This window comes from Paenarthrobacter sp. 10L412 (assembly GCF_056395565.1).
In genome coordinates this window covers 227044-251663 of the sequence record NZ_JBFTJT010000002.1, presented here as the reverse complement: position 1 = coordinate 251663, position 24620 = coordinate 227044, and the positions used below count along the sequence as shown (strand labels likewise).

15 protein-coding genes and 1 pseudogene are annotated in these 24620 nt (G+C 64.1%); 11 read left to right on the top strand and 5 right to left on the bottom strand.

Annotated features, from left to right (window positions below; all coding sequences use genetic code 11):
* Window positions 1–16 precede the first annotated feature (16 nt).
* The 11 genes and pseudogenes from AC1DD7_RS02925 to AC1DD7_RS02875 all read left to right on the top strand — a co-directional run bounded on the left by AC1DD7_RS02925 (window position 17) and on the right by AC1DD7_RS02875 (window position 19242).
* The gene (locus AC1DD7_RS02925; RefSeq protein ID WP_477513785.1) at window positions 17–1303 is read left to right on the top strand and encodes a DUF58 domain-containing protein; all 1287 of its coding nucleotides are present in this window, start codon (window positions 17–19) and stop codon (window positions 1301–1303) included.
* Window positions 1300–3813 (top strand): transglutaminase TgpA family protein, encoded by a 2514-nt coding sequence (locus AC1DD7_RS02920; RefSeq protein ID WP_477513725.1) that lies wholly within the window; start codon window positions 1300–1302, stop codon window positions 3811–3813. Before AC1DD7_RS02925 ends, AC1DD7_RS02920 begins: the two co-directional genes overlap by 4 nt.
* Window positions 3806–5290 carry an RDD family protein gene (locus tag AC1DD7_RS02915; protein ID WP_477513724.1) on the top strand — a complete coding sequence of 495 codons (1485 nt, stop codon included), beginning with the start codon at window positions 3806–3808 and terminating at the stop codon, window positions 5288–5290. The genes AC1DD7_RS02920 and AC1DD7_RS02915 overlap by 8 nt, the downstream gene beginning before the upstream one ends.
* Window positions 5287–6189, top strand: coding sequence for a PP2C family protein-serine/threonine phosphatase (locus AC1DD7_RS02910; RefSeq protein ID WP_477513723.1), 903 nt, complete (start codon window positions 5287–5289; stop codon window positions 6187–6189). The genes AC1DD7_RS02915 and AC1DD7_RS02910 overlap by 4 nt, the downstream gene beginning before the upstream one ends.
* Window positions 6176–8035, top strand: coding sequence for an FHA domain-containing protein (locus AC1DD7_RS02905; RefSeq protein WP_477513722.1), 1860 nt, complete (start codon window positions 6176–6178; stop codon window positions 8033–8035). The genes AC1DD7_RS02910 and AC1DD7_RS02905 overlap by 14 nt, the downstream gene beginning before the upstream one ends.
* The gene (locus AC1DD7_RS02900; protein ID WP_477513721.1) at window positions 8032–9795 is read left to right on the top strand and encodes a serine/threonine protein kinase; all 1764 of its coding nucleotides are present in this window, start codon (window positions 8032–8034) and stop codon (window positions 9793–9795) included. Before AC1DD7_RS02905 ends, AC1DD7_RS02900 begins: the two co-directional genes overlap by 4 nt.
* Window positions 9796–9843: 48 nt before the next feature.
* Window positions 9844–10548 carry a hypothetical protein gene (locus AC1DD7_RS02895; protein WP_431119257.1) on the top strand — a complete coding sequence of 235 codons (705 nt, stop codon included), beginning with the start codon at window positions 9844–9846 and terminating at the stop codon, window positions 10546–10548.
* Window positions 10545–15005 (top strand): FtsK/SpoIIIE domain-containing protein, encoded by a 4461-nt coding sequence (locus tag AC1DD7_RS02890; RefSeq protein WP_477513720.1) that lies wholly within the window; start codon window positions 10545–10547, stop codon window positions 15003–15005. The genes AC1DD7_RS02895 and AC1DD7_RS02890 overlap by 4 nt, the downstream gene beginning before the upstream one ends.
* A gap of 69 nt (window positions 15006–15074) precedes the next feature.
* Window positions 15075–17396: an NAD-dependent DNA ligase LigA gene (gene ligA, locus AC1DD7_RS02885; RefSeq protein WP_477513719.1), complete on the top strand. Its 2322-nt coding sequence runs from the start codon at window positions 15075–15077 to the stop codon at window positions 17394–17396.
* Entirely contained in the window at window positions 17393–18217 is an 825-nt protein-coding gene (locus AC1DD7_RS02880; protein WP_477513718.1) for an inositol monophosphatase family protein, read from the top strand. The genes ligA and AC1DD7_RS02880 overlap by 4 nt, the downstream gene beginning before the upstream one ends.
* 33 nt (window positions 18218–18250) lie before the next feature.
* Window positions 18251–19242: pseudogene (locus AC1DD7_RS02875) on the top strand (AAA family ATPase).
* A 25-nt stretch (window positions 19243–19267) separates the two neighbouring features.
* Here AC1DD7_RS02875 and AC1DD7_RS02870 read toward each other — a convergent pair.
* The 5 genes from AC1DD7_RS02870 to AC1DD7_RS02850 are packed head-to-tail and all read right to left on the bottom strand — an operon-like array spanning window position 19268 to window position 24586.
* Window positions 19268–20302 carry an aldo/keto reductase gene (locus AC1DD7_RS02870; RefSeq protein WP_477513717.1) on the bottom strand — a complete coding sequence of 345 codons (1035 nt, stop codon included), beginning with the start codon at window positions 20300–20302 and terminating at the stop codon, window positions 19268–19270.
* Entirely contained in the window at window positions 20302–21669 is a 1368-nt protein-coding gene (locus tag AC1DD7_RS02865) for an LLM class flavin-dependent oxidoreductase (protein WP_477513716.1), read from the bottom strand. The genes AC1DD7_RS02870 and AC1DD7_RS02865 overlap by 1 nt, the downstream gene beginning before the upstream one ends.
* A 51-nt stretch (window positions 21670–21720) precedes the next feature.
* The gene (locus tag AC1DD7_RS02860; protein WP_477513715.1) at window positions 21721–22473 is read right to left on the bottom strand and encodes an ABC transporter ATP-binding protein; all 753 of its coding nucleotides are present in this window, start codon (window positions 22471–22473) and stop codon (window positions 21721–21723) included.
* Window positions 22449–23450: an ABC transporter permease gene (locus AC1DD7_RS02855; protein ID WP_477513714.1), complete on the bottom strand. Its 1002-nt coding sequence runs from the start codon at window positions 23448–23450 to the stop codon at window positions 22449–22451. Before AC1DD7_RS02855 ends, AC1DD7_RS02860 begins: the two co-directional genes overlap by 25 nt.
* 2 nt (window positions 23451–23452) lie before the next feature.
* Window positions 23453–24586: an ABC transporter substrate-binding protein gene (locus AC1DD7_RS02850; protein WP_477513713.1), complete on the bottom strand. Its 1134-nt coding sequence runs from the start codon at window positions 24584–24586 to the stop codon at window positions 23453–23455.
* Between the last annotated feature and the right edge of the window lie 34 nt (window positions 24587–24620).

Genomic DNA, 24620 nt, shown 5'->3' with positions numbered 1-24620 from the left:
GCAGCGCAAACCCGGCATCCAGAAACCCGGCATCCAGAGGCCCGGCAAACTCCATCCCTCGGCCGTATGGGCTGAAGCAGTGGGAACAGCAGGTGAGTTTGTCGCACCGGCGTGGGCCAAGGTGCGGGAGCTGTGGCTTCGCTTCGCCTGGCCTGTCCTTTCCGTGGTGAGTGTGCTCGGATGGGTGGTCCTTGCTGCGGCTATTGGGTTGTGGATCGCCGGGCAGGCCTGGGGTTGGCAAGAGGCGAAGTCTGCCGCGATGGTTGCTTTCCTGCTGTTTGTGTTGGCGGTGGGCTTCATCGTGGGCCGCTCGGCCTACGGCGTGGTCCTGGATCTGGCCCGCACCCGTGTGGCGGTGGGGGACGACGCAGTGGGCAGCATCGCCGTGTCCAACGTTTCGGCCAGGCCGCTGTTGCCCGCCGCGTTGGAATTGCCGGTGGGCGCCGCGACCGCCGTCTTCCACTTGCCGCGCATGAAGCCGGCCCAGGTACATGAGGACCTTTTCACCATTCCGACGGCACGGCGTGCTGTGATTGTTGTCGGTCCCGCACGATCCGTGCGTGCTGATCCGCTCCATCTACTGCGGCGGCGCGTGCTCTGGACTGAGCCAGTGGACCTTTTCGTCCACCCGCGCACCGTACCGTTGGGAGGCTCGGCTGCCGGCTTCATCCGCGACCTTGAAGGCATGCCCACCACGGAACTTTCCAGCGCCGATGTGTCCTTTCACGCCTTGCGTGACTACGTTCCCGGGGACGACCGCCGTCACATTCACTGGAAGACCACGGCCCGCACCAACAAACTCATGGTTCGCCAGTTCGAGGAAACGCGCCGCGCGCACCTGGCTATCTCGCTCTCCATCAACACTGACGAATACGATTCCGAACCCGAATTCGAAATGGCCATTTCCGTTGCCGCGTCCATCGGCCGGCAGGCCATCCGGGAGCAGCGTGAGCTGGACGTCCTGACCCAGAAGGGACCGCTCCGCTGTGAAACCGGCCGCAACATGCTGGACGACATGACCAGGATTGTGGGGGCACCCCTGCGGAAGACCGCCGTCGACCTCGCCCGGAACCTTTCGGACACCGTTCCCAACGCATCGGTGGTGTTCTTCGTGGTCGGGAGCCACGTCACGGCAACGCAGCTACGCACCGCGGCCGCGTCCGTTCCGCCGGGCGTTCGCAGCCTGGCCGTCCGCGTCCAACCCGGAGCGGCGCCGTCGAGGGCCAACATTGCAGACCTGACGGTCCTCACCGTTGGCGACCTCGATGACCTGGCCATCGTGCTGAGAAAGGCGGCAGCATGAGCACCGCACCAAATCCTCGAGCGCGCCGCAGGCAGACGAACAGCGGCGCCAGCCGCAGGGATACCAGAGGAGCCAGGCGTGCCAGCGCAGGCTCACTATTCGCCGACGGCCGACCCCTGTGGCATTTTGCCGTGGACTGCGGCGCCCTGGTGGTCCTGCTGTTCCTGGGCGTGCTTGGCTTCAGCCTGAGCTTCGGTGGCGACCCGCGTTACATCATCGCCGGCCTGGGCGGCATTTTCCTGGGGCTCGGTATCGCGATCCTGAACGCGCATCTCCGATTGGGACTGCTGATCACCACCGCACTGGGTTTCGGTGCGTACATGCTGCTCGGTTCGGCGTTGGCCGTGCCGGACTCAGCCGTCCTCGGGATCCTGCCGAGCCTGGATTCGTTGCGAACCTTGCTCCTGGGCATCGTCTTTGCGTGGAAGGACATGCTCACGGTCGGCGTGCCCGTAGGCACGGCCAACGGCATGCTCATTGTGCCGTTCCTCAGTTCAATGATCACTGCGCTGGCTGCGGGTTTGTTGACCTGGCGCCTGAAGAGTCCGTATTGGCCGCTGTTGCCGGTTCTGGTCCTTTTCGTCACCGGCATCGCCTTCAGTACCAGCGCGGGCTTCCTTAATGTGGAGCGCGGAGTTTCGTTGACCATTGTCTCGATCGTCTGGGCAACATTTCGCCGTGACGCACTCCGGCAGAGCAGCACCAAGACGGTTTCGGCCAACAGGGCTGAGTCCGACGCCGGTGCGGCCCGCCGCGGGAAGCTTCGCCGCCTGGGGACTGCTGCTGCCGTGGTGGTCGCCGCCGTCGGAATCACCGCAGTCGCTTCGCCTTTGGTGACTGCCAGCGACGACCGGAAGGTACTGCGCAACACGATCGTTCCGCCGTTCGACCCCCGCGACTACATCACGCCGCTTGCGAGCTTCCGGAATTTCGTGAAGGACGAGAAGGACCAGACGCTGTTTACTGTGAAGGGTCTACCCAAGGATGCACGCGTGCGACTGGCGGCACTGGATGCCTTTAACGGCCTGAACTACACCATGGATCCCAACAGTTCCGGGAACTTCAGCAAGGTGGGAGATGCCCGTTCGCTGAACACGCTGGCCGACACGGGAAGCCCTGTAGCCGGAACCAATTACACGCTGCAAATCAGCATCGAGGACTACCAGGGATATTTTGTCCCCGGAGGCCGCCACACCACAGGTATGAGCTTCCTGCAGGGCTCCGGAGCGGCGTCGGGACTGTACTTCAACGCCGGCACCGATACTGCGGTGACCACCAAGGGCCTGGCAAAGGGCGACAACTACACAGTTCAGGTTTCTGATCCGGGAACTCTTGAACATGGCCAGCTGACGCAGTACGACTTCGCCAAGCTCACGTTGCCCGAAGCCCAGGAAGTACCGCCGATCGTCGCCTCACAGGCAAACGAGCTATCGGCTGACGCTCCCACGGCAATCGACCGGGTGCGACAGATCGAAGCCCATTTCCAGAAGAGCGGGGCGTTCAGCAACGGCCTGGTGGCTGACGGCCAGCTCCCTAGCTTGCCTGGTCACAGTGCGGCACGTGTTCGCAGCCTGCTCTCCGCCAAGCAAATGCTGGGCGATGACGAACAATACGCCGTGGCGATGTCACTCATGCTGCGTCACCTCGGTATCCCTTCGCGCGTTGTCATGGGGTTCTATCCGGATCCCAAGAGCCCGGAAAACGGTGCGGGGGACGTCAAGATCATGGGCAAGGACGTGCACGCCTGGGTGGAAGTGGCCTTCGACCGCGTCGGCTGGGTATCCTTCGATCCCACCCCGCCCAAGGACAACGTGCCTATCCCGCCGGACCCGGAGAACAAATCCAAGCCCAAGCCGCAGGTGCTGCAGCCGCCGCCCCCGCCGCAGGAGCCGGCGGACCTCCCGCCGGACTCTACCCCGGATGCCTTGGATGCTGACGAGAAGAAAAACAACCCGTGGCTGTTCTGGGGGCCGCTGCTTGCCGCGATCGGCGTGGCAATGATTCCGCTGGGAGTTCTCGCCGTGCCGCTGCTGCTGATACTTCTGCTGAAATCACGACGTCGGAAGGCACGTTTTCGTGATGGCCACCCCGCCCAGCGGGTCGGCGGTGGGTGGAACGAGGTGTTGAGCCTTGCCACTGACATGGGCGCCTCGATCGACACCAAGTCCACGCGGAGGGAATCGGCTACTGTCATCGCGGATGCCTTCCCGGTGACGGGAACCACCACCACGATGTTGGCCCATAGGGCTGACGCCGCGGTTTTCGGGGCGGGGCAACCCAGCGAGGAAGAAGTCAAGGAGTACTGGGAGATCGTGGATTCCTCGCTTGAGGACATCACCGGAAGCGTTGGTTTCTGGAAGCGGCAGCAGGCCCGGTTCTCGCCGAGGTCGTTGCTTTCCGATGGCAGGGCTGCGCTGCGCCGGCGGGAACAGACGCCCCCGGCCCCCACGAAGCGTGGCATGTTCACCGTGGGCAACCTGTTCAAGAAGAAGGGCAGCATTGATGAGTAGTGAAGCTGAGCTGTGCCCGGCCTGCAAGCACCCGGTCCGCCCCGGCGCAGCTTTTTGTACTCATTGCGGATCGCCGCTGACCAATCGTGGAGCCCGGAAGGAACGCAACGTCAACCGTGCCCAGGCTGCCGCCCTTGACTTCGCAACCCGGCAAGGCCTGCCCGATCCCGGTAGTATCTCGGTAGTGCCGGCGTCAACAGCACCGATGCAGCCGGGACGTGAAGCAGCTGCAAACGTACATCCGGGGCCAGGGGGAGGGACCACAATGACTACACAGCTCGAGCTGGTACCGGCATCTGCAGGAAAACGCCTGGGTGCGGCAGTGCTGGACTGGTTGGGACCTGTTGCCGTCCTGGCAACCACGTTCGCACTTGGCATTGCGGGCATCACGCAAAGCCGGCGGAATGGCTTTATCGTTTACGACACCTCCCTGCTGGTCCTCTTGGGGAGCATCGGCCTCGGTGTCACAGTCCTGTACGTATTTGTACTTCTGGGAATCGAAGCCCGGTCCGGAAACACCATCGGTAATCAACTGATGGGCATTCGCAGCTCCGATGCCGACGGCTACGCTCCGGGCGGCGGTGTGGTTTTTGTCCGTGGCATTCTCACCGGCGGGCTCCTTCTGCTGGGTGCAATCCTGGGTGCTGTGCTGTTGGGCCTTGGCCTCCTTGGATTGGTCCTGTGGATCGCCCTCCCGCTCATGGTCCTTGGAGTGGTTTGGGCCGTCCTGGTGGTTGTTTCCAATGCCTGGGACAGGAACGGCAAGCTACGTGGCTGGCATGACAAAGCAGCGAAGTCCTTGGTCTTCGACGTCCACGCGGGCCGCAACCCGGTTGCCACCGGAGGAATCCAGGGGCCCTACAGCTTCGCGCCCGTGGAGCTGCCGCCCGTGCAGCCAGTGGTGTCACCCATGCCGTCAATGTCCGGGGCAACAGCAATGTCCAGGGCAACAGCAAAGCCCGGGCCAGCAGCAACGGCAACCCCGGTTCCAGCCCCAATGCCCACAGCGCAGCCTTCCCACAACCCCAACCAGTGGCGTCCTCCTGCGGCCCCGCAGCCGGTTCCCCAGCCAGCTCCCGTTGCCCCTTCGCACCCGGACGACGACGTCGAGAGGACGCAGATGCGGCCCGGAACTGCCCGGGCGGAGGCCGTGCTCCGCATCCGTGTTGACGACGGCCAGGACGTCGAACTGGGTGGAACCGTCTTGGTTGGCCGCAATCCCGCACCCCAGCCGGGCGAAGCTGCCGAGCAGTTGCTGGCCGTTGCGGATCCCGGAAGGTCCATCTCCAAGACCCACTTGCACCTCCGGGTTGATGGCGATGGTGTGTGGGTTACAGACCGCAACTCAACCAATGGCAGCGCTGTCACTACGCCCGATGGCCTCCAGACCCGGCTTCATGCGGGGGAAGCAGTTTTCGTCAGACCCGGTTCCACCGTTCACTTCGGGGACCGTTCCTTCCACCTAGGACAAGCATGAACTCACAGCCGGCCAGCCCCGCCGATGCGGATGCCAACGCCGCTGGATCCGCCTTTCAACTCAGCTACGGATACGGCACGGACCGCGGACTCCGTCGCGAGCTGAACGAGGACTCCTTCATAGCCTCGGATCCCGTCTTCGCGGTGGCCGATGGCATGGGGGGCCATGAGGCAGGCGAGATCGCCAGTGGCGTGTGTGTGCGGACCCTGGGCAGTTCCCCTGTCCTCGCGGCAGGGGTCCGTTCGGCGTCGGCAGCGGACCTGCAGGAGTGCCTGTTGAAGGCCGATGCCAGCATCCGCGAAGCCACGGGAGCGCGCGCGGGCACCACGCTCTCCGGCGTCGTGGTGGTGGAACAAATGGGCGTGCCCTATTGGCTGGTCATGAACATTGGGGATTCCCGGACGTATCGCCTCAGCCAGGGTCATTTCGCCCAGATCAGTGTGGACCATTCAGAGGTTCAGGAGCTGGTGGACTCCGGTGACATCACCGCGGAGCAAGCCGCTGTTCACCCGCGCAGGCATGTGGTCACCCGCGCTTTGGGCACTGGCGACGAAACGGAGGCGGACTTCTGGTTGCTGCCCATTCAGGAGGGGGACCGGATCATGGTCTGCTCCGATGGGCTGAACGGCGAACTGGGGGATGACCATCTCTTCCGCATCCTCAGCACCGTGGCCCATCCGCAGGACGCAGTGGATGCTTTGATCCAGGCTGCCTTGCGCAGCGGCGGACGGGACAACGTTACGGTGATTGTGGTTGACGCCAAGAACGTCCTTAACGACGCCGGCATCGCCACCACCGCGCCGCGCCCGGAGACCGAATCCGAGGTGGAGGAGGACACACTCCCCAGGGCCTGGGTCACCGGAACGGATCAGGAGGAGGGCGTAGATGGAAAGCAATAACAACCCATCCCACGCCCGATACCAGCGGGGTGACTGGTTCGGCGTCGTCCGTCAGGGCACTGTGGTGCTGCTCGGCCCCGACACCTCGCCTGCACTGATCGATTCCGTGTGGGAACTTCTCGCGTCGGCGCCCGAAGCCCATGAGGTCCTCCACGAAGTGACCGAGGCTTTCGGGGTTTCCCTTAGCCGCATTCCACCCTTTGGCATCATCGACTCCAAGGACGCCCTGCGCGTGTTCCTTCGCGGCGACCTTGAACTCGTTGTGAAAATGTCCGCCGGGGAAGAGGTGCTCTCCGGACGCGACGTGACTACCTGGACGGAGCGCCGGCTCACCGCGGCTGATTCGTACAGCCTGCGGATAGGCTCGGAAGCCCGTTCCCCCTCCGTCCCGGCAAACCTGGGTATCCCGGCAAAACCTGGTAAAGCCTCGACGCCGGACGGCAGCTTGCCGCTGGGGGAGGGCGTGGTTCTGCTTGCCTCCCTCGACGTAGTGCTCCAACCCGGTACTGTGAACGTTCCGGCGCCGGCCGTGGTTTCCGATGAAACCATGATTGGCTACGCCGATGCGGACCTGGGTCTGACCATCGCGCCCGGACATTCAGAAGATCATGGGCAGCCGGAAGATCATGTGCAGCCGGAACAGTCCGAAGGTCATGTGCAGCCGGAGAGTCCCGAACAGCCGGAAAGCGCTGAACACCCCGAAATCGCTGAACACCCCGAAAGCGCTGAAGAATCCTCGGGCGTTCCCGTCCACACCAGCACCACGGATCCCATGGTTCCTTCGCTGGAGACCACCACCAACTATGACCACCTGTGGGACAAGACGGTGATGCGCAACATCGAAGACGCAGCTGTGCGCGTGGACGACGAATCTGACGATCACGATGCTCCGGCGGCCCAAACCCCTGCGCCACAAACTCCGGCATCAGAAGCTCGGGCACCAGAAACACCCACGACAGCTTCGGCACCAAGTTCCGCCCGTGAATCGGCCGAAGCGGGCAGTGACAAGGCCGCGGACGGCGGGTCCGGCGTCGGGCATGTGCCTGCACTGATCGAGTCCGTTCCCTGGCTGCGCAGCCCTGGCGCAGTGCCCGCCTCTGAGGGACAGTCCGAATCGATAGCTCAGCCACAATCCCCTCCCGCTTCAGCGAATGGCAACCGGCCTGCGCCTCAGGTTCCGGCGGGATGGGAGTCGGCCCCGGCGGGTTTGGCGTCGATGCCCGCGCTTCCACCCACCATGCCAACGAACAGTCCGCACCTGGATAGTGTCCCCGCGGAGGACGACGCTGATCATGACGGGCAGACGATCATGAAGAGCAGCATCGCCAGCCAGGACGCACAAGGCGTTGAGCCCGGGGTTGCACCGAAGGATGCCCCCGCCAGCAACGGTCCCAGCGTTTTAGCACGGGTGTGCTCCCAAGGTCATGCCAACCCGCCGACGTACTCCCAATGTGCCACGTGTGGTTTCGCACTCTCCGGTGATTCGCTCCAGGTCCCGCGGCCCCGCCTGGGCAGGATGCGGTTATCCACCGGTGAAGTGATCGATTTGGACCAGTCACTTATCATTGGGAGGCAGCCGTCGGTGTCCCGTGTCCAAGGTGGCACCATGCCGCGCCTGGTCCAGGTAGAGAGCGCCGGAGGGGACATTTCCCGCTCACACGTAGAGGTTCGGTTGGAGGGTTGGCACGTCATGTTGTGCGACCTCAAAGCCACGAACGGAACCGTGCTCATTCGAGAAGGCCAAGCACCCCGCCGGCTCGCCCAAAACGAGATGGCCATCCTTTTGGACGGCGACATCGCTGAATTGGGCGACGACATTTCATTGCGTTTCGAGGAGATTCTTTGAGTTCCAAGAGGCCCCCCGCGCCGCCTCCGCCCATTCCCGGATTCAAGTACATCAGCCTCCTGGGCTCCGGTGGCTTCTCTGACGTGTACCTGTACGAGCAGGACAGGCCGCGCCGTAAAGTAGCCGTCAAGGTGCTGCTGTCCGACTTGAAAACCGAGGGCGCACGCCGTCGTTTCGAGTCCGAAGCGAACCTGATGGCGCAGTTGTCCTCGCACCCGTATATCGTGACGATTTTCGAGGCGGAAATCACGGAGAGCGGCCATTCCTACCTGGCCATGGAGTACTGCTCCCGGCCCAGCCTCGATGTCCGCTACCGCCGCCAGCGCTTCAGCGTGGATGAGGTCCTGGCCGTCGGCATCCAGGTGGCATCCGCCGTCGAGACCGCACACAGGGCCGGCATCGTGCATCGGGATATCAAGCCCGCCAACATCCTGGTCACCGACTACAACCGTCCCGCCCTCACTGACTTTGGCATTTCCGGGACCATTGGGGCCGATACCGAGGACGACGCCGGAATGTCCATCCCCTGGTCACCGCCGGAGCAATTCCGCGGCGGAGCAGTTGATGGCGTTCCGGTGGACATTTGGGCGCTCGGTGCCACGCTGTACACGCTCCTTGCGGGTCGTTCACCCTTTGTTCTTCCGGGCCAGGACAACTCGCAGCGGGAACTGATCTCCCGCATCACCAACTCGCCCCTGCCCAGGCTCGGCCGTGCCGACGTTCCGGAGTCCCTGGAACTCGTCCTGTCCACGTCCATGGCGAAGTCTCCGGAATCCCGCTACTCGTCGGCCCACGCTTTTGCCTTGGCGTTGCAGCGGATCCAGACCGAGCTGAACCTGTCCGTGACGCCCTTCGAGGTGCTCGAAGAACCGGGTCACGGAGACGAACAGCACCCTGACGACAACTTCGAGGAAACGCGCGTCCGCAGCATCGCCTCGATCGATCCGGACGCTTCGGGAACTGCGACCACTGGATCGGCTCCCACGTTCCCGGCGCGGACCTTCCCTTCCACTGTTCCCGGCGCCACCCAGGCTCCTGCACAGCCTGCCGGCCCGCCGCAAACGGTCCAGCCGGGCCAGATCCGTCCCACGCAGCCAAGTCCGGCCCAGTCAAACCCGGCCCAGTCAAACCCGGCCCAGCAAACCCCGCCGCAGTTCCAAGTGCCAGTCAGGGATTACCGGCAGGTCGGGCAACCGGACGTGGCGGAGTCGACGGTACTGCGCGGTTGGCAGCCTTCGCGTCCACAGGACGACGCAGGCGCAACGGTCCGGCGCTCCAAGGCATTTGCCGGCGCATCGCCGGCGTCCCAAGACGATGCGGCCGCCGTGGATCATGGCAAGCGCAATCTCTGGCTGGCGGCGACTGGTGCCACGGTTTTGGTGGTCGCCGTTGCGGTTGGCGTGGTCTTGGGTGCCCAGGCGCAGCCGAAAGTGCTCCCCACGGAGACGTCGAGCAAGTCAGCCGTCGACGCCTTGGGCGACGGCGGGGTTCCCGACGTGGAAGGCTTGGTCGGCAAGCGCAGGGCGGACAAGCCCGACTTCGCAGACTTCGAGTGGAAGAACCCGCAGCCCAAGAAGGGCGACACGTACAAATGGCGATACAAGACAGCCGTCCTCGACGGTGAATTCAGCAACTCCGAAGTGGAACCCCGGGCGCTGGCCTATGGGACGGAATCGCCTCTCTGCATCCAGGTACTGATAGTCCGTGCTGACGGCAGTGCCTCGTCGGGCGGACAGGGATCCATTGCCTGCGTGGATTAGCAGCAGTCACCTGACACATACTTACCGCCGACTGAGGAGGCACAGATCATGGGGGATCTAGCAATAGATTTCTGTGGGGAATGGTACGAACCATCCGACGAAGACGTCTTTGACATCGGTCGGGAAGGAGACTTGGAAGTCGACGACAACCCGTACCTCCACCGGCGCTTTTTGCAGATTGCACGCTATGACGGCATGTGGTGGCTGAGCAACGTAGGCAGCATGCTCTCTGCAACCGTCGCGGACGGATCGGGCGGCATGCAGGCTTGGCTGGCCCCCGGCGCCCGGATTCCGCTCGTTTTCAGCCACACCAATGTCATCTTCACCGCCGGGCCCACCACTTATGAGTTCGCTGTGCATTTGAAGACGCCCTCCTTCCGGCATGAAGCCAGGGACGAGGACCAAGCGGGGGACACCACCATCGGGCCGGTGGTCTTTACCGACTCGCAGAAAGCACTGATCGTCGCCCTCGCCGAGCCCATGCTGCGCCGGGATGGCACCGGCTTCAGCGCTATTCCGTCCTCGGCGGAGGCGGCCAAGAGGCTTGGTTGGGCCCTGACCCGCTTCAATCGCAAGCTGGATAACGTCTGCGACAAATTGGACCGCGTGGGCGTCGTGGGCTTGCGTGGCGGCGCCGGCAAACTCGCCACCAACCGTCGCGCCCGCCTGGTGGAGCACGCCGTGACCTCACACCTGGTGACAGCCGCGGACCTGTACCTTCTGGAAACCATGACTGGAGCAGACGAAGCATGAAGTTCCGCTTGACCTTGCGGCGAGACCCCGCGGAAGCAAAGGACCTCGCCGTTACGGTGGATGGTCGCGCCACGGTGGCGGACATCGCCACCGAACTTTGGGCTGCCGACCCCGCGCGAAAGGGCACCGAACCGCCGTCGAACCTGTCCATCAGCGTGGACGAAGCGTTCGTGGGCGGCGGGCTTTCCGGCCATGTTCTCAGGCCCTCGGATAACCTGCTCGAGTCCGGGCTGCGGCCCGGCTCCAAGGTTTCGCTCGCGCAGGTGAGCGAGCAGTTCGCGTCGAACGGCAACGGCGGTACCAACGGCCAAAACCGGGGACCAGCCGCGGCGACCCTGCGCGTGATGTCAGGGCCCGACGTCGGACGCGAATTTTCACTGCCTTTCGGCACCAGCTACATCGGCCGGGACAGGGACGCCGATATCCGTCTCTCGGACCCGCTGACGTCCAAACGCCACGCGCGCATCACAGTTGGCGAGACCGTGGAGATCGTGGACACGAACTCGGCCAACGGACTCCTCATGGAAGGTTTGCCGGTCACCCGGGCAACCCTTGAGTCCTCGGATACGGTGACCCTGGGCGATACCACCGTGGGAGTTGTGTCACTGTCGCGGAACCATGGAGGCGGCCCATCATCGCCGCTGGTCGACTTCAACCGCTCGCCGCGTGTGCTGCCGAGGTTTGAGTCTCCCAAGCGCGTGCCGCCAGCCGGCCCCAAACGCCCCGAACACCAACCATTCCCGTACATCATGTTGATCGCCCCGCTGCTGATGGGTGGCGTTCTTTTCGCATTCACCCAGAACCTGCTCTCGGTGCTTTTCATGGCCATGATGCCGCTGTTCATTGTTGGCCACTATGTGGACCACAAGATGCAGAGCAAGCGCCAGGCGAAGGAAGGCCATAAGCAGTTCCAGGCTTCCATGCTGGCGTTCCGCGAGGACATTGACAGGCAACAGAACATTGAACGGGCCGTGCGGCTTCAGGAAGCGCCGTCCGTCAGCGATACCGTGGATGCCATCTACAAACTCGGCCCGCTCCTGTGGACCAACCGTCCTGAGCATCAGCATTTCCTTGGTGTCCGGTTCGGACTCGGATCTTCGCCGTCGCGGATTCAGTTCGAAGAACCCGGCGCCAACGAAACTGAACCCCGGTACATGAGGGAAATCCAGGAATGCCTGCAGCAGGTCCGCGTCATTGATGGCGTGCCGATCGTGTCCCAGCTGCGCACTTCGGGTTCGTTCGGCGTGGCAGGGGACCGCAGCGTGGTGGACGATGTAGCCCGAGGCATGGTGCTTCAGTTGGTGGGACTCCACTCGCCCGCGGAGGTGGTGTTGACTGCACTGACCTCGGCCCGCTCGCGTGAGCGCTGGGACTGGTTGCAGTGGCTCCCGCACGTTGGTTCCGGCCACAGCCCGCTCTCCGGCGACCATCTGGCCGCCGGCCCTGCTGCTGGTGCCTCGCTGCTCTCGCGCCTGGAAGACCTCGTGGAGCAGCGCGAGGCCCAAGCCACAGAGCCCGGTCCGCAGCCACGCCCCGCGCTCAAGGACGAGCACGAAGAGATTCCCGGCCCCGTAGTACCTGCCGTCCTGGTAGTCGTTGAGGACGATGCGCCTGTGGACCGGGGACGGCTGACGCGGCTGGTGGAACGCGGCCCGGACTTCGGGGTGCACGTCATGTGGGTGGCAGCGAATGTGCAGTCCCTGCCTGCTGCTTGCCGGGACTTCCTCTCCGTCGACGGCGATCACGGCACCACTACCGGCCAGGTCCGCCTTGGCCGCCACACCTACCCGGTGAGCTGCGAAAGCCTCGACGTCGGTCTCGCCACGCAGCTGGCGCGCATGATGTCGCCGCTGGTAGACGTCGGAAATCCGCTCGAGGACGATTCGGACCTCCCGCGTGCCGTTTCCTACGCCACCTTGATCGGCAAGGAACTGATGGACAACCCGCAGGCTGTTGCCGAACGCTGGCAGGAGAACAATTCAGTCCATGCCACGGCCGTGCCCAACCGCAAGGACAACGGAAGCCTGCGTGCCTTGGTGGGCTCCAAGGGCGTTGAACCGTTCTACCTGGACCTCAAGAACGAAGGACCGCACGCCCTCGTGGGCGGAACCACTGGCGCGGGCAAATCAGAGTTCCTTCAGTCATGGGTGATGGGAATGGCAGCGGCCTACAGCCCGGACCGCGTCAGCTTCCTGTTCGTGGACTACAAGGGTGGTGCTGCCTTTGCGGACTGCCTGCACCTGCCGCACACCGTGGGGCTCGTCACCGACTTGTCTCCGCACCTGGTACGCAGGGCCCTCACCTCATTGCGGGCCGAACTTCACTATCGTGAACGCCTCCTGAACCGTAAAAAGGCCAAGGACCTGCTGGCGCTACAGCGGGAAGCAGACCCCGAGGCGCCGCCGTACCTCATCATCATCGTGGACGAATTCGCGGCGCTGGCAACTGAGGTTCCTGAGTTCGTTGACGGCGTGGTGGACGTTGCTGCCCGTGGACGTTCCCTGGGGTTGCACCTGATCCTCGCCACTCAGCGCCCTGCGGGCGTCATCAAGGACAACCTGCGGGCAAACACGAACCTCCGGGTTGCGTTGCGCATGGCAGATGAAGTGGATGCGGTGGACATTCTTGGCGTCCCCACGGCGGCCTACTTCGATCCTTCCATTCCAGGCCGCGGTGCTGCGAAGACCGGGCCCGGCCGCATCCAGGGGTTCCAGACCGGATATGCCGGCGGCTGGACCACCGAGAAGCCGCAGCGCCCCCGGATCGACATCGTGGAAATGGCCTTCGGATCCGGTCCCTCCTGGGAGCCGCCGCCTGCCACAGCTGTGGAGGAGGAACCTGCGGGCCCCAACGACATCGCCAGAATGACCGGCAACATCATCCGGGCCGCGGACTTCCTGGCGATTGAACCACCACGCAAGCCGTGGCTGAACGAACTCGCCATGACCTACGACTTCTCCAAATTGCCAAACCCACGCACGGACGAGCGACTCCTGCTGGGCGTGGCCGATGACCCCGCGCACCAGGACCAGCCCACCGTGTTCTATGAACCGGACAAGGACGGCAACATGGCCGTCTACGGTACTGGTGGTTCGGGCAAGTCGGCGGCGCTGCGCGGAATCGCCATCGCGGCCGCTGTCACGCCGCGTGGTGGTCCCGTCCACGTGTATGGCATCGACTGTGGTTCTTCAGGTTTGAAGATGCTGGATGGACTTCCGCACGTGGGTGAGGTCATCAACGGCGACGACGTCGAACGGGTTGGGCGCCTTCTGCGCTGGCTCAAGGAGGTGGCCGATGACCGCGCTACGCAGTTCGCCGAGGTCCGGGCCTCCACCATTGTTGAATACCGGCAACTCGCAAACCGTCCGGACGAAAAGCGCATCTTCATCCTGGTGGACGGCATGTCCGCCTTCCGTGAAGGCTATGAGTACAGCAACCTGTCCGCACTGTGGGACATCTTCCTCCAGTTGGCAACCGATGGACGTCCCCTGGGCATCCACCTGGTAGTGAGCGGTGACCGAACCAACTCTGTTCCGGCGTCGCTCCTTGCCTCGATCCAAAAGCGTTTGGTCCTGCGTCTTAGCTCCGAAGACGACTACATGACGCTTGATGTGCCCAAGGACGTCCTCAGCGCAGCCTCGCCTCCCGGCCGCGGTTTGCTCGATGGCCTGGAAGTCCAACTGGCCGTGCTGGGTGGCAACTCGAACCTGGCCCTGCAGGCGCGCGAAGTGTCCAAACTCAGCCAGGCCATGGTTCGCCAGGGCCTGGAACAGGCGCCACAGATCCAGCGACTTCCGGAACTAGTGGATTTGGATATCCTGCCCACCGGTGCCCCGGACAATCCTGTTATTGGTGTGGACGACGAGACCTTGGGTTCGGCCACCATCGCTGCCAAGGGTTCGCTCTTGCTCGCGGGGCCGCCTGGTGCCGGACGCACAGTTGCCTTGGTCACGTTGGCATACGCGCTGCGGCGGTCCAACCCGCGGACAGACCTCATCTACATCGGTTCGCGCCGCTCTGCGGTTGCCTCACTGAACATCTGGAGCAGGTCCTTGGTGGGGCCGGACGAGGTCTCGGACGTGGTGGATGATCTCATCGACAAAGCCACGGACAACCCCGGCAGCATGGCCATCTTCATCGAGGGCCTCACCGAGTTCACGGACACGTTGGCAGAATCAGGCGTGGGACGGTTGGTCACGGCTGCCATCAAGGCCGATCAGTGGGTGGTGGGCGAGTCCGAAACCTCCACGTGGTCCCAGGCGTGGTCCTTGGCCCAGCCTTTCAAATCGGGCAGGCGTGGACTGTTGCTCAACCCTGGAGATGTGGAAGGGGATACCCTCCTGAACACCTCGCTGGGCAGGATCAGCAAGGACTTCATCCCTGGCCGCGGGTACATCGTGGGACGTGGAAAGGTACGCAAGCTGCAGATCGCCATGCCGCCGGAGAACCGCAGCTAGGAATCGGCCGGCATGGGGCTCTCATCCTGACGGGTCAATAATGTCCGTGGGTTGCGGCAAGATAGACGTGTGAGCACACCAGAGAATCCAGATCCGGTCGACACCACAACCCAGGTTGCCGCTGCGGCCTTAGTCGTAGAAGAGGGAACACCCCCTTCGGAGAGCCTGCGGGATGAGTATGAGCAACTTGCGGACCTCGTGCGCAAGTACCGGTATGCCTATTACCAAGAGGACGCGCCCACGGTTTCCGACGCCGAGTTCGACGAACTCTACCGTCGCCTGGAAGAAATCGAAGCGCTGCACCCGGAACTTGTCTCCAACGACTCACCCACGCAGGAAGTCGGTGGCGAAGTCTCTGCCGCCTTCACCGCCGTCGCGCATCTGCAGCGGATGTACAGCCTGGACGACGTCTTTTCCCTCGAGGAGCTCGAAGCCTGGGTACGCAAGGCTGAAGCGTCTGTGGCCAGGCTCGGGGACAGCGTCCCACCCATTGCCTGGCTGACTGAACTGAAAATCGATGGACTCGCCGTCAACCTGCTGTACAGGGACGGAAAATTGGTGCGCGCGGCCACCCGAGGCGACGGCACAACCGGTGAGGACATCACGCACAACGTCCTCACCATCAAGGAGATCCCGCGTCAACTCAGCGGCTCGGGTTTTCCCTCGGAAGTTGAGATCCGTGGGGAAGTGTTCATTCCCTCCAAGGCCTTCGTTGAGTTCAACGAAGCCCTGGTTGCCGCAGGCAAAGCCCCGCTCGCCAATCCACGTAATGCGGCTGCGGGCTCGCTCCGCCAGAAGGACCCGGCAGAAACAGCAAAGCGTCCCCTGAGCATGTTCGTTCACGGTATCGGCGCCCGGGAAGGCCTGGATGCCAAGAGCCAATCCGAAACCTACAAACTGCTGGCTGACTGGGGGCTGCCTGTCAGCCCCTACTTCAAAGTTCTGGATTCCTTTGAAGGCGTCCTGGAATTTATCGCCCATTATGGCGAGCACCGGCACGACCTCCTTCACGAAATCGACGGCATCGTGGTCAAAATTGACGACTTCGCCACCCAACGTGCGCTCGGCTACACCTCCCGCGTCCCCAGATGGGCCGCCGCCTACAAGTACCCGCCGGAGGAAGTCCACACCAAACTTTTGGACATCCTCGTCAACGTGGGCCGCACCGGGCGCGTCACGCCGTTCGGCCTGATGGAGCCAGTGAAGGTCGCGGGTTCCACCGTGGGAATGGCCACTCTGCACAACCAGGATGTGGTCAAGGCCAAGGGCGTCATGATCGGCGACATCGTGATTCTCCGCAAGGCCGGTGACGTGATTCCCGAGATCGTTGGACCTGTACTGGCGCTGCGCGACCAACAGGATCCACCCGTGCGCGAATTCGTGATGCCCACCGAGTGCCCGTCGTGCGGCACCCCGCTGGCACCGGCAAAAGAAAGCGACGTGGACATCCGTTGCCCCAATGCCAAGTCCTGCCCGTCCCAGCTGCGTGAGCGTGTTTTCCATCTGGCCGGCCGCGGTGCGTTCGACATTGAAGCCCTGGGCTGGGAAGCGGCGATCGCCCTGACCCAGCCGGCGGAGCCGGAAACTCCGCCATTGACGAGCGAAGCTGGCCTGTTCTCTTTGACCCGGGAGGATCTGGCGAATGTCATGATCCGCCGGGAGAAGAGGTCCAAGGGCGTAGGCACGGGCCAGTATGAGCTCGTTCCGTACTTCTACTCACGGGGGACGGCCAAGTCGCCATCGAAGCCAACGGCAACCACGGAAAAACTCTTTGCCGAGCTGGAGAAAGCGAAGAAGCAGCCCCTGTGGCGTGTCCTTGTGGCATTGTCCATTCGCCATGTGGGACCCACGGCCTCCCGGGCCCTGGCGACCGCTTTTGGCAGCATGGACGCGATCCGGAATGCCACTGAAGAGCAGCTTGCGCATGTTGACGGAGTTGGACCTACCATCGCGGCGGCCCTGAAGGAATGGTTCGCCGTGGACTGGCACAACGAGATCGTGGACAGCTGGGCCGCTGCCGGCGTGCGGATGGAAGACGAACGCGATACCAGCGTGCCGCGAACCCTTGAGGGCCTCACTATCGTGGTCACGGGAACGCTGCCCAACTTCAGCCGGGACGAGGCCAAGGAAGCCATCATCATCCGTGGCGGAAAGGCTTCCGGATCCGTGTCCAAGAACACCAGTTACCTCGTGGCTGGTGAAAGTGCTGGGACCAAGCTGGATAAAGCCGAGCAGCTCGGTGTTCCGATATTGGATGAGGACGGTTTCCGCGAGCTGTTGGCGAATGGCCCGGTAAAGACCGACGCCCAAGCCGAGGCCGAGGCCGACGCCGATGCTGACGCTGAAACCGAAACCGACGCTGCCGAGACAGTGAAGGCAGAAGCAGAATGACCGACGCCATTGAGTTGCTCGCCGTAGCGAAACGCGCTGCTGCTGCGGGCGCGGCTGTCCTGTCCCGGAGATCTGCCGCGGGCACAGGCGGCGTGGGGTTGGGAATATCCAACAAGGGCGATGCCGGTGACTGGGTGACCGAGTTCGATGTCGCAGCCGAGAACGCAGTCCGCGAAGCAATCCTGGCGGCACGGCCCAACGACACCATCACGGGCGAGGAGCACGGTACAACGCGGCCCGAGCAAGCCTCGGGTTACCGCTGGTCCATTGATCCCCTTGATGGCACCACCAACTTCATCCGCAACATCGTCTATTACGCCACGTCAGTGGCCGTAGCAGATGCCGACGGCGTCTGGCTGGCGGGAGTAGTTCACGCGCCGGCCCTTGGCCGCGTCTATTCGGCGGCCCGGGGCGAGGGCGCCTGGTTGGAAGTTGCGGGGGAGACTACCCGCTTGGCTGGCCCCGTTCCCGGACGTACCGGCCTCATCCTTGCCACAGGATTCAGTTACGATCCCGCTACCCGCGCCAATCAAGCGGAAGGCCTCGCCGAACTGATGAACGGCTTCGCGGATGTTCGGAGGCTGGGTTCCGCGGCCTTGGATCTGTGCCTGGTGGCAGATGGCACCTACGACGCCTTTGGGGAGCGCGGATTGAACGAGCATGATTTCTCTGCAGGCGCCCTGATCGCCGAAGAAGCGGGATGTTGGGTGCGCAGGCCACGGCTTGAGAGCCCACTCGACGGCGGCCCAACCATCGAGGATCGCTTGGCCGCGTGGACGTGCGCAGGGGCCTTGGAGCTATCCGGCAAATTTCCCCTGTGACCCTCCTGTACCCATGACCAGCATCCCTTCGCCGTGATCAGGACCCTTGCGATCGCCAATTACCGCTCCATTCGCGATCTCGCGGTGGAGCTGCATGGCTTGGACGTGGTCACAGGTGCCAACGGCAGTGGCAAATCCTCCCTGTACCGCGCGCTGCGCCTCCTGGCTGAATGCGCCGGGGGCGACTCCGGAAACGTGGTGGGATCCTTGGCCAGGGATGGCGGACTGGCGTCCACACTCTGGGCCGGCCCTGAGTCAATCAGCGAAGCAATGCGGCGTGGCGAAGTTCCGGTCCAAGGCACGGTCCGCCGGGATTCTGTCAACCTGAAACTGGGGTATTCCGGGGACGACTTCGGTTACCTCGTGGACTTGGGCATGCCCGTGTCCAGTGGGGCCGGATTCGACCAGGAAACAGGCAGGCCCCGCCCTTCGGCTTTTAGCCTGGATCCCGAGATCAAGCGCGAACAGATCTTTTCCGGGCCGGTCGCAAGGCCAGGTTCCCTGTTGGTAGATCGCAAAGGAAGCCTTGCGAAGCTCCGGGGACCTGACGGGGACTGGACTGAACTTTCGCGTCGGCTGGACACGTTCCAGAGCATGCTGACGGAAGTTTCGGACCAGGACCGGGCTCCAGAAGTACTGCGGGTCCGGGACTCCGTGCGTTCCTGGCGGAGCTGCGGCAGCCTGGCATGCTGCGGCCCATGAAGGCAGCCGAACTCTCGGATGGAACGTTGCGGTTCCTGCTGTTGACCGCCGCATTGCTCACTCCGCGCCCACCGGAATTGATGGTCCTTAACGAACCCGAGACGAGCCTCCACATCGATCTGATGCCGGCACTGGCTGGACTCATCGTCCAAGCCAGTGCCAACAGCCAGATGATCGTTGTGACCCACTCCGAAGCACTGCTCAGGGCGCTCCGGAAAAGTGGAGCGGCCCACGAGCACGAACTTTACAAGGATTTGGGCGAGACCAGGATCAAGGGACTCGGTTCCTTGGAAGGCCCGTTGTGGAGTTGGCCCAAGCGGTAACAGCAACAATCGTGGTAACCGGGTTTTACCGCGATGAACGACGCCGCCGGGCCGGGTCGGTCAGCCATGCCGGCTCGTAGCCCGCGTCAGCCGTGTTCAGCGTTGTGCCCGGCGCCACGATCTCGTCGATCCTGTCCAGGACGTCGGGGGACAGCGTAAGCTTGTCCGCTCCGAGCGCCGCCTCGAGGTGCTCCAGTGTCCGTGGCCCGATGATCGCCGAGGTCACCGCAGGGTGCTCCAGCACGAAGGCCAAGGCGAGGTGGATCAAGGACAATCCGGCTTGGTCGGCGAGGTCCGTCAGCTCAAGCACGGCTTTGGTCTTGAGGGCGTTCTCGGGCAGGTCAGGATCATGCCGGGCCGGTTGGCGTGCGGCCCGGCTCGACGCAAGGTGTCCGCCGTCGTGCTTTATCCTTCCGGACAACCAACCGCCAGCCAGGGGGCTCCACGGAAGGACACCGAGCCCGTGCCGCTGCGCAAGCGGCAGGACCTCGCGTTCAGCGCCACGGGCCAGGAGCGAGTAGGGCGGCTGTTCGGTCACGGGCCGCTCCCGGTGGCGCTCGCGGGCCACGTACTGTGCCTCGACGATTTGCCCCGGAAGGAACGTGGACGTCCCGATGTACCGGATCTTGCCCTGCGCGACGAGATCACTGAGCGCGCCGAGCGTTTCGTCGATGTCCGTGTCTGGATCCGGCCGGTGGACTTGGTAGAGGTCGATCCAGTCTGTTTGGAGTCGTCGCAGGCTGTCCTCGACTTCACGGATGATCCAGCGGCGCGAATTGCCGGCCTGGTTCACGTCCTCGCCGAGGCGTCCGTGGACCTTGGTTGCCAGGACCACGTCATCGCGGCGTCCCTTCAAGGCCTTTCCGACGATCTCCTCCGACTCGCCCTGGGAGTACACATCGGCCGTATCCACTATGTTGATGCCCGCGTCCAAGGCCTTGTGGATGATGCGGATGCTGTCGTCGTGGTCAGGATTGCCGATGGCCCCGAACATCATGGTTCCCAGGGTCAGCTGGCTGACCTTGACGCCGGTGCGCCCGAGGTTGCGGTATTCGGTCATCAGAATGCCGAGCCGATGGAGGTGAGCTGCTGTGCCGCAGAACCTGCAAATCGGTTCGCGGGCCGTGCAAGCCCGTAGTGCCCGCGCAGCGTCGACGCCGTGTATTCGGTGCGGAAGAGGCCACGCTGCTGGAGGATCGGCACCACCTGGTCCACGAAGATCTCCAAACCGGAGGGGAGAACCGGCGGCATGATGTTGAAACCGTCGGCTGCGCCTGCTTGGAACCAGTCCTGGATGGCGTCGGCTACCTGCTCGGGCGTCCCGGAGAAGGTGCGGTGGCCACGCCCGCCGCCCAAGCGACCGATCAATTGCCGGACTGTGAGCTGCTCGCGGCGGGCAAGCTCCACGATCAGCGTGTAGCGGCTCTTTGCGCCCTCGATGTCGTCTTCGGAGGGAAGGTCCGCCGGCAGCTGCTGGTCCAGAGGCAGGTCCTGGGGTGCCACCCGCAGGGTCTTTGCCAACTGCTCCCGGGCATATTCAGGCTTGATCAGCTCATCGAGTTCGCGCTCGAGCTTCAGCGCTTCTGCCTCCGTGGAACCAATCACCGGGACGATGCCCGGCAGGATCTTGATGCCTTCGGGGTCCCGTCCAGCGGCCAAGGTGCGGGCCTTGAGATCGGCGTAGAAGGCCTGCGCATCCTCCACTGTCTGGTGGGCGGTGAAGACTGCCTCGGCGTACTGGGCGGCGAGCTTCTTGCCGTCCTCCGAGGATCCGGCCTGCACGATCAGCGGGTGGCCTTGTGGGGAACGGGGGACGTTTAGCGGACCGCGGACGCGGAAGTGCTTGCCCTCGTGCTCAATGGCGCGGATCTTGTGGGCGTCTCCCCACACGCCCTCGGCCTTGTCGGCGAGGACTGCGTCATCCTCCCAGCTATCCCACAGTTTCTGGGCTACCTCGATGAACTCGGCCGCCCGCTCGTAGCGAACCGCGTGTGCCGGCTGGTCATCGACGCCGAAGTTCCGCGCAGCGTCCGGCCCCGCCGTCGTGACGACGTTCCAACCGGCGCGGCCTCCGCTCACCCAGTCCACCGAAGCGAAGCGGCGTGCCAGGTTGAAGGGGTCGTTGTAAGTGGTGGAGGCAGTGGCGATCAGACCGATCTTCTGTGTTGCGGCGGCGATGGCGGTCAGCATGACCGTGGGTTCCAGCTTGCCGGCAGGGCGACGGCCCACCTCTCCGAAGAGGACAGGGGAGTCCGCAAAGAAGATGGAGTCCAGTTTCCCGCGTTCGGCCGTGCGGGCCAGGTGCTGGTAGTGCTCCACCTTGGTGGCGGCGAAAGGATCGCTTTCCGGCAGGCGCCACGAGGCTTCGTGGTGGCCGGTGCTCATCAGGAAGGCGTTGAGGTGGAGTTGGCGTGGTGGGGTGGACATGTGTTTCTCCTTGGATTACGTGAGGTGTTGGGATGAGTGAGAGGTTGGGTTTCAGGCAGCTACGTGGACGCCGAGGGCAGCGAGGAGCTCGCCCCTCAGCGATGAATGGTCGACGGCGGTTCCGGCCTTGCGCTCCAGAGCGACGCGGCCGTCTTGGAGGACAATGACGCGGTCGGCCAACGTGATCGCTTCATCGACGTCGTGGGTAACAAGCAAGACGGCGGGACGATGTGCGGCCACGAGATCCTTCAACAGGACGTGCATCTTCAGCCGGGTCAGGGCGTCGAGGGCACCGAAGGGTTCGTCGGCCAGAAGCAGCCGGGGCTCCCGCACCAGCGACCTCGCCAAGGCGACGCGCTGCTGCTCACCTCCGGACAGTTCATGTGGCCAGGCCTTTTCGCGGCCGCCGAGTCCCACTTCGGCGAGGGCGCGGCGTCCGCGGGCACCGGCGTCGTGATCCCTGAGGCCCAAAGTGACGTTGCCCAGGACGGTGTCCCACGGCAGGAGTCGCGAATCCTGGAACACTACCGAGACCTGTTCCGGGACTTTGACGATTCCGCTGCCGCGGACGTCGCGGTCAAGGCCGGCGAGGGCGCGGAGCAGCGTGCTCTTGCCGCAGCCGCTTGGCCCGAGCAGGGCGACGAACTCGCCAGGAGCGATGTCCAGGTCCACGCCGTTGAGCACGCCCTTGGGTCCGAAACTGCGGATGAGGTTGCGGACGGAGACCTCAAAGGAAGTCTCCGCTGAAGAGGCTCCTGCCTGCAGCGGCTGGTCCAGAGTCAGCCTGCCAGCGTACGTTGCCATGACAATGCCTTTCGTTCAAGGAGCCGTACGGCTGCGTCGGAAAGCAGGCCAAGGACGCCGTAGACGGCGAGGCCCAGGACGATGATGTTGGTTTGGCCATAGGTGCGGGCGAGCTCCATCATGTAGCCGATGCCGCTGGTGGAGTTGATCTGCTCCACCACCACCAAGGACACCCAGGCGCCAGTAACGGCGAAGCGGAGCCCCAGGAAGAATCCGGGCAACGCCCCGGGGAGCACCACACGGCGGATGAACCCGGACCGGGTCAGCCCGACAGTCTGGGCCAGCTCAACGTAGCGAAGATCGATCCCCCGCAGCCCCGCGTGCGTTTGCAGGTAGATCGGCACGAACACACCCAAGGTGATGGTCAGGACCTTCATGGTTTCGTCGATGCCGAACCAAAGGATGAGCAGGGGGATCAGGGCCAGGCCGGGGATGGCGCGCTTGATTTGCACAGGCCCATCGATCAGCGCCTCACCTGCCCGGCTCAGTCCAGCCACGAGCGCCAGCAGGGCGCCCACCACAATCCCAAAGAAGAGCCCCAAACCGGCACGCTGGGCAGAAATGGCCAGGTTCTCCTGGAGCCGGCCGTCTGCGATCAGTTCGCCCGCCGTGGACACCACGGTCCACGGCTCGGACAGGATCCGTGGATCCAGCAGGCCGGTGGCCGAGGCCGCAACCCACCCAAGGATCAGCGCGGCGGGACCCACCAAACCGGCCAGGCGGCGACGCCGACCAGGTCCAAGGCGCCGGCTGGCGGGCCGGACATCCGGGCGGCCTGTTAACGCAGGATCCAGATGAGGCTCGAGAACCAGATGAGGTTCGGCACCTCCATGAGGTTCGGCACCTCCATGAGGTTCGGCACCTCCATGAGGTTCGACGGCGGCCAACGGCGGGGTGCCGACGTCGCGTGTTGGCGGGGGAGCGGTGCGGGCACGGGCAGTAGCGGCAGACGCACGCTGGGCAGCAGTTGTTGTCATGGCTAAGCACCCCCTGCCACGGCGTATGCTGTGCCGCCGATGGCCTCGAAACGCAGGTCATACAGCTTGGCGGCGTCCAGTTTCGGCTTCTTCTGCTCGCGGGCCAGCAGGTCGATGGTTTGCTGGTGGCGGGCGATGGCCTCCGTCCACGACGTGGGCAGGTCGCGCTTGCCGGCGGCGTCGATCAGGTACTGGCCGTCCTCGGCGGAGAGCCCCTGGTTCTTGACGTAATAGCCTTCAAGCCACTCTTTGGGGTGGTCCTGAATCCATCGCTGTGCCTGACCCCACAGCCCCACATACTCAGCAAGTGCTGCAGCCTTGGCCGGATCTTCCAAGACTTTGGCCGGCGCATACAGATGGCCGGGATCGTCGCGGAGGCCGTGCCGGAGCGTGGTTCCGCCGTCGGCGCCGTACTTGGCAAGGTATCTCTTGATTTGAACGCCGCCCAGCGGGGCAGCATCAACCTGCTTGCTGGACAGGGCGGTGGAATAGGTGTCCCCGGTGCTGGGCAGTTCCACGAGCTTGACGTCGCTTTGCTGCAGGCCTGCCTTTTCCAGGATGCGCAGGACGAGCGCGCCCTGCGCCTGGCCGGGGCTGTACGCGATCTTCTTGCCGCGAAGTCCTTGGAGATCCTTGATCCCGGCAGCGGGTGCCACGCCCAGCTCGTAGAGCGGGTGGTTCACGGCGTCCTGGCGGAAGACGCTGGCAATGATCCGGACGTCCAGGCCGGTCCACGTGGCGTGGATAGGAGGAATGTCGGCTACCGAACCAACGTCCAGGGCATTGGCCCGGAAGGCTTCGGTGGTAGCCGGGCCGCCGGAAATGTTGGCGAACTTCACGGGGAAGCTGAGTTTCTTGTCCAGCCCGGAGAGTTCCAAGGCAACCTGGACCGTGGGGTCGCCCACCACCAGGGTGGTTCCTTCCGGGACAGTGGTGGCCAGCGGCGCGGTGACCTGCGCGGCCTGGGTGGATCCGCCACCAGCCGTTGCCGAACCGCCGCAGGCCGCCAGCAGGCCGACGACGGGGAGGGCAAGGAAGGCGCCCAGGATGTGGCGGCGGTTGGGTGCAGGACGATTGGGTGCAGTGTGTTGGTGAGGGGTGTTGATCAGTGTTCGAACGCGGGGGGACGCGGACATGTGAGGCCTTTCAGGTGCGGGTAGGTCGCCGCAG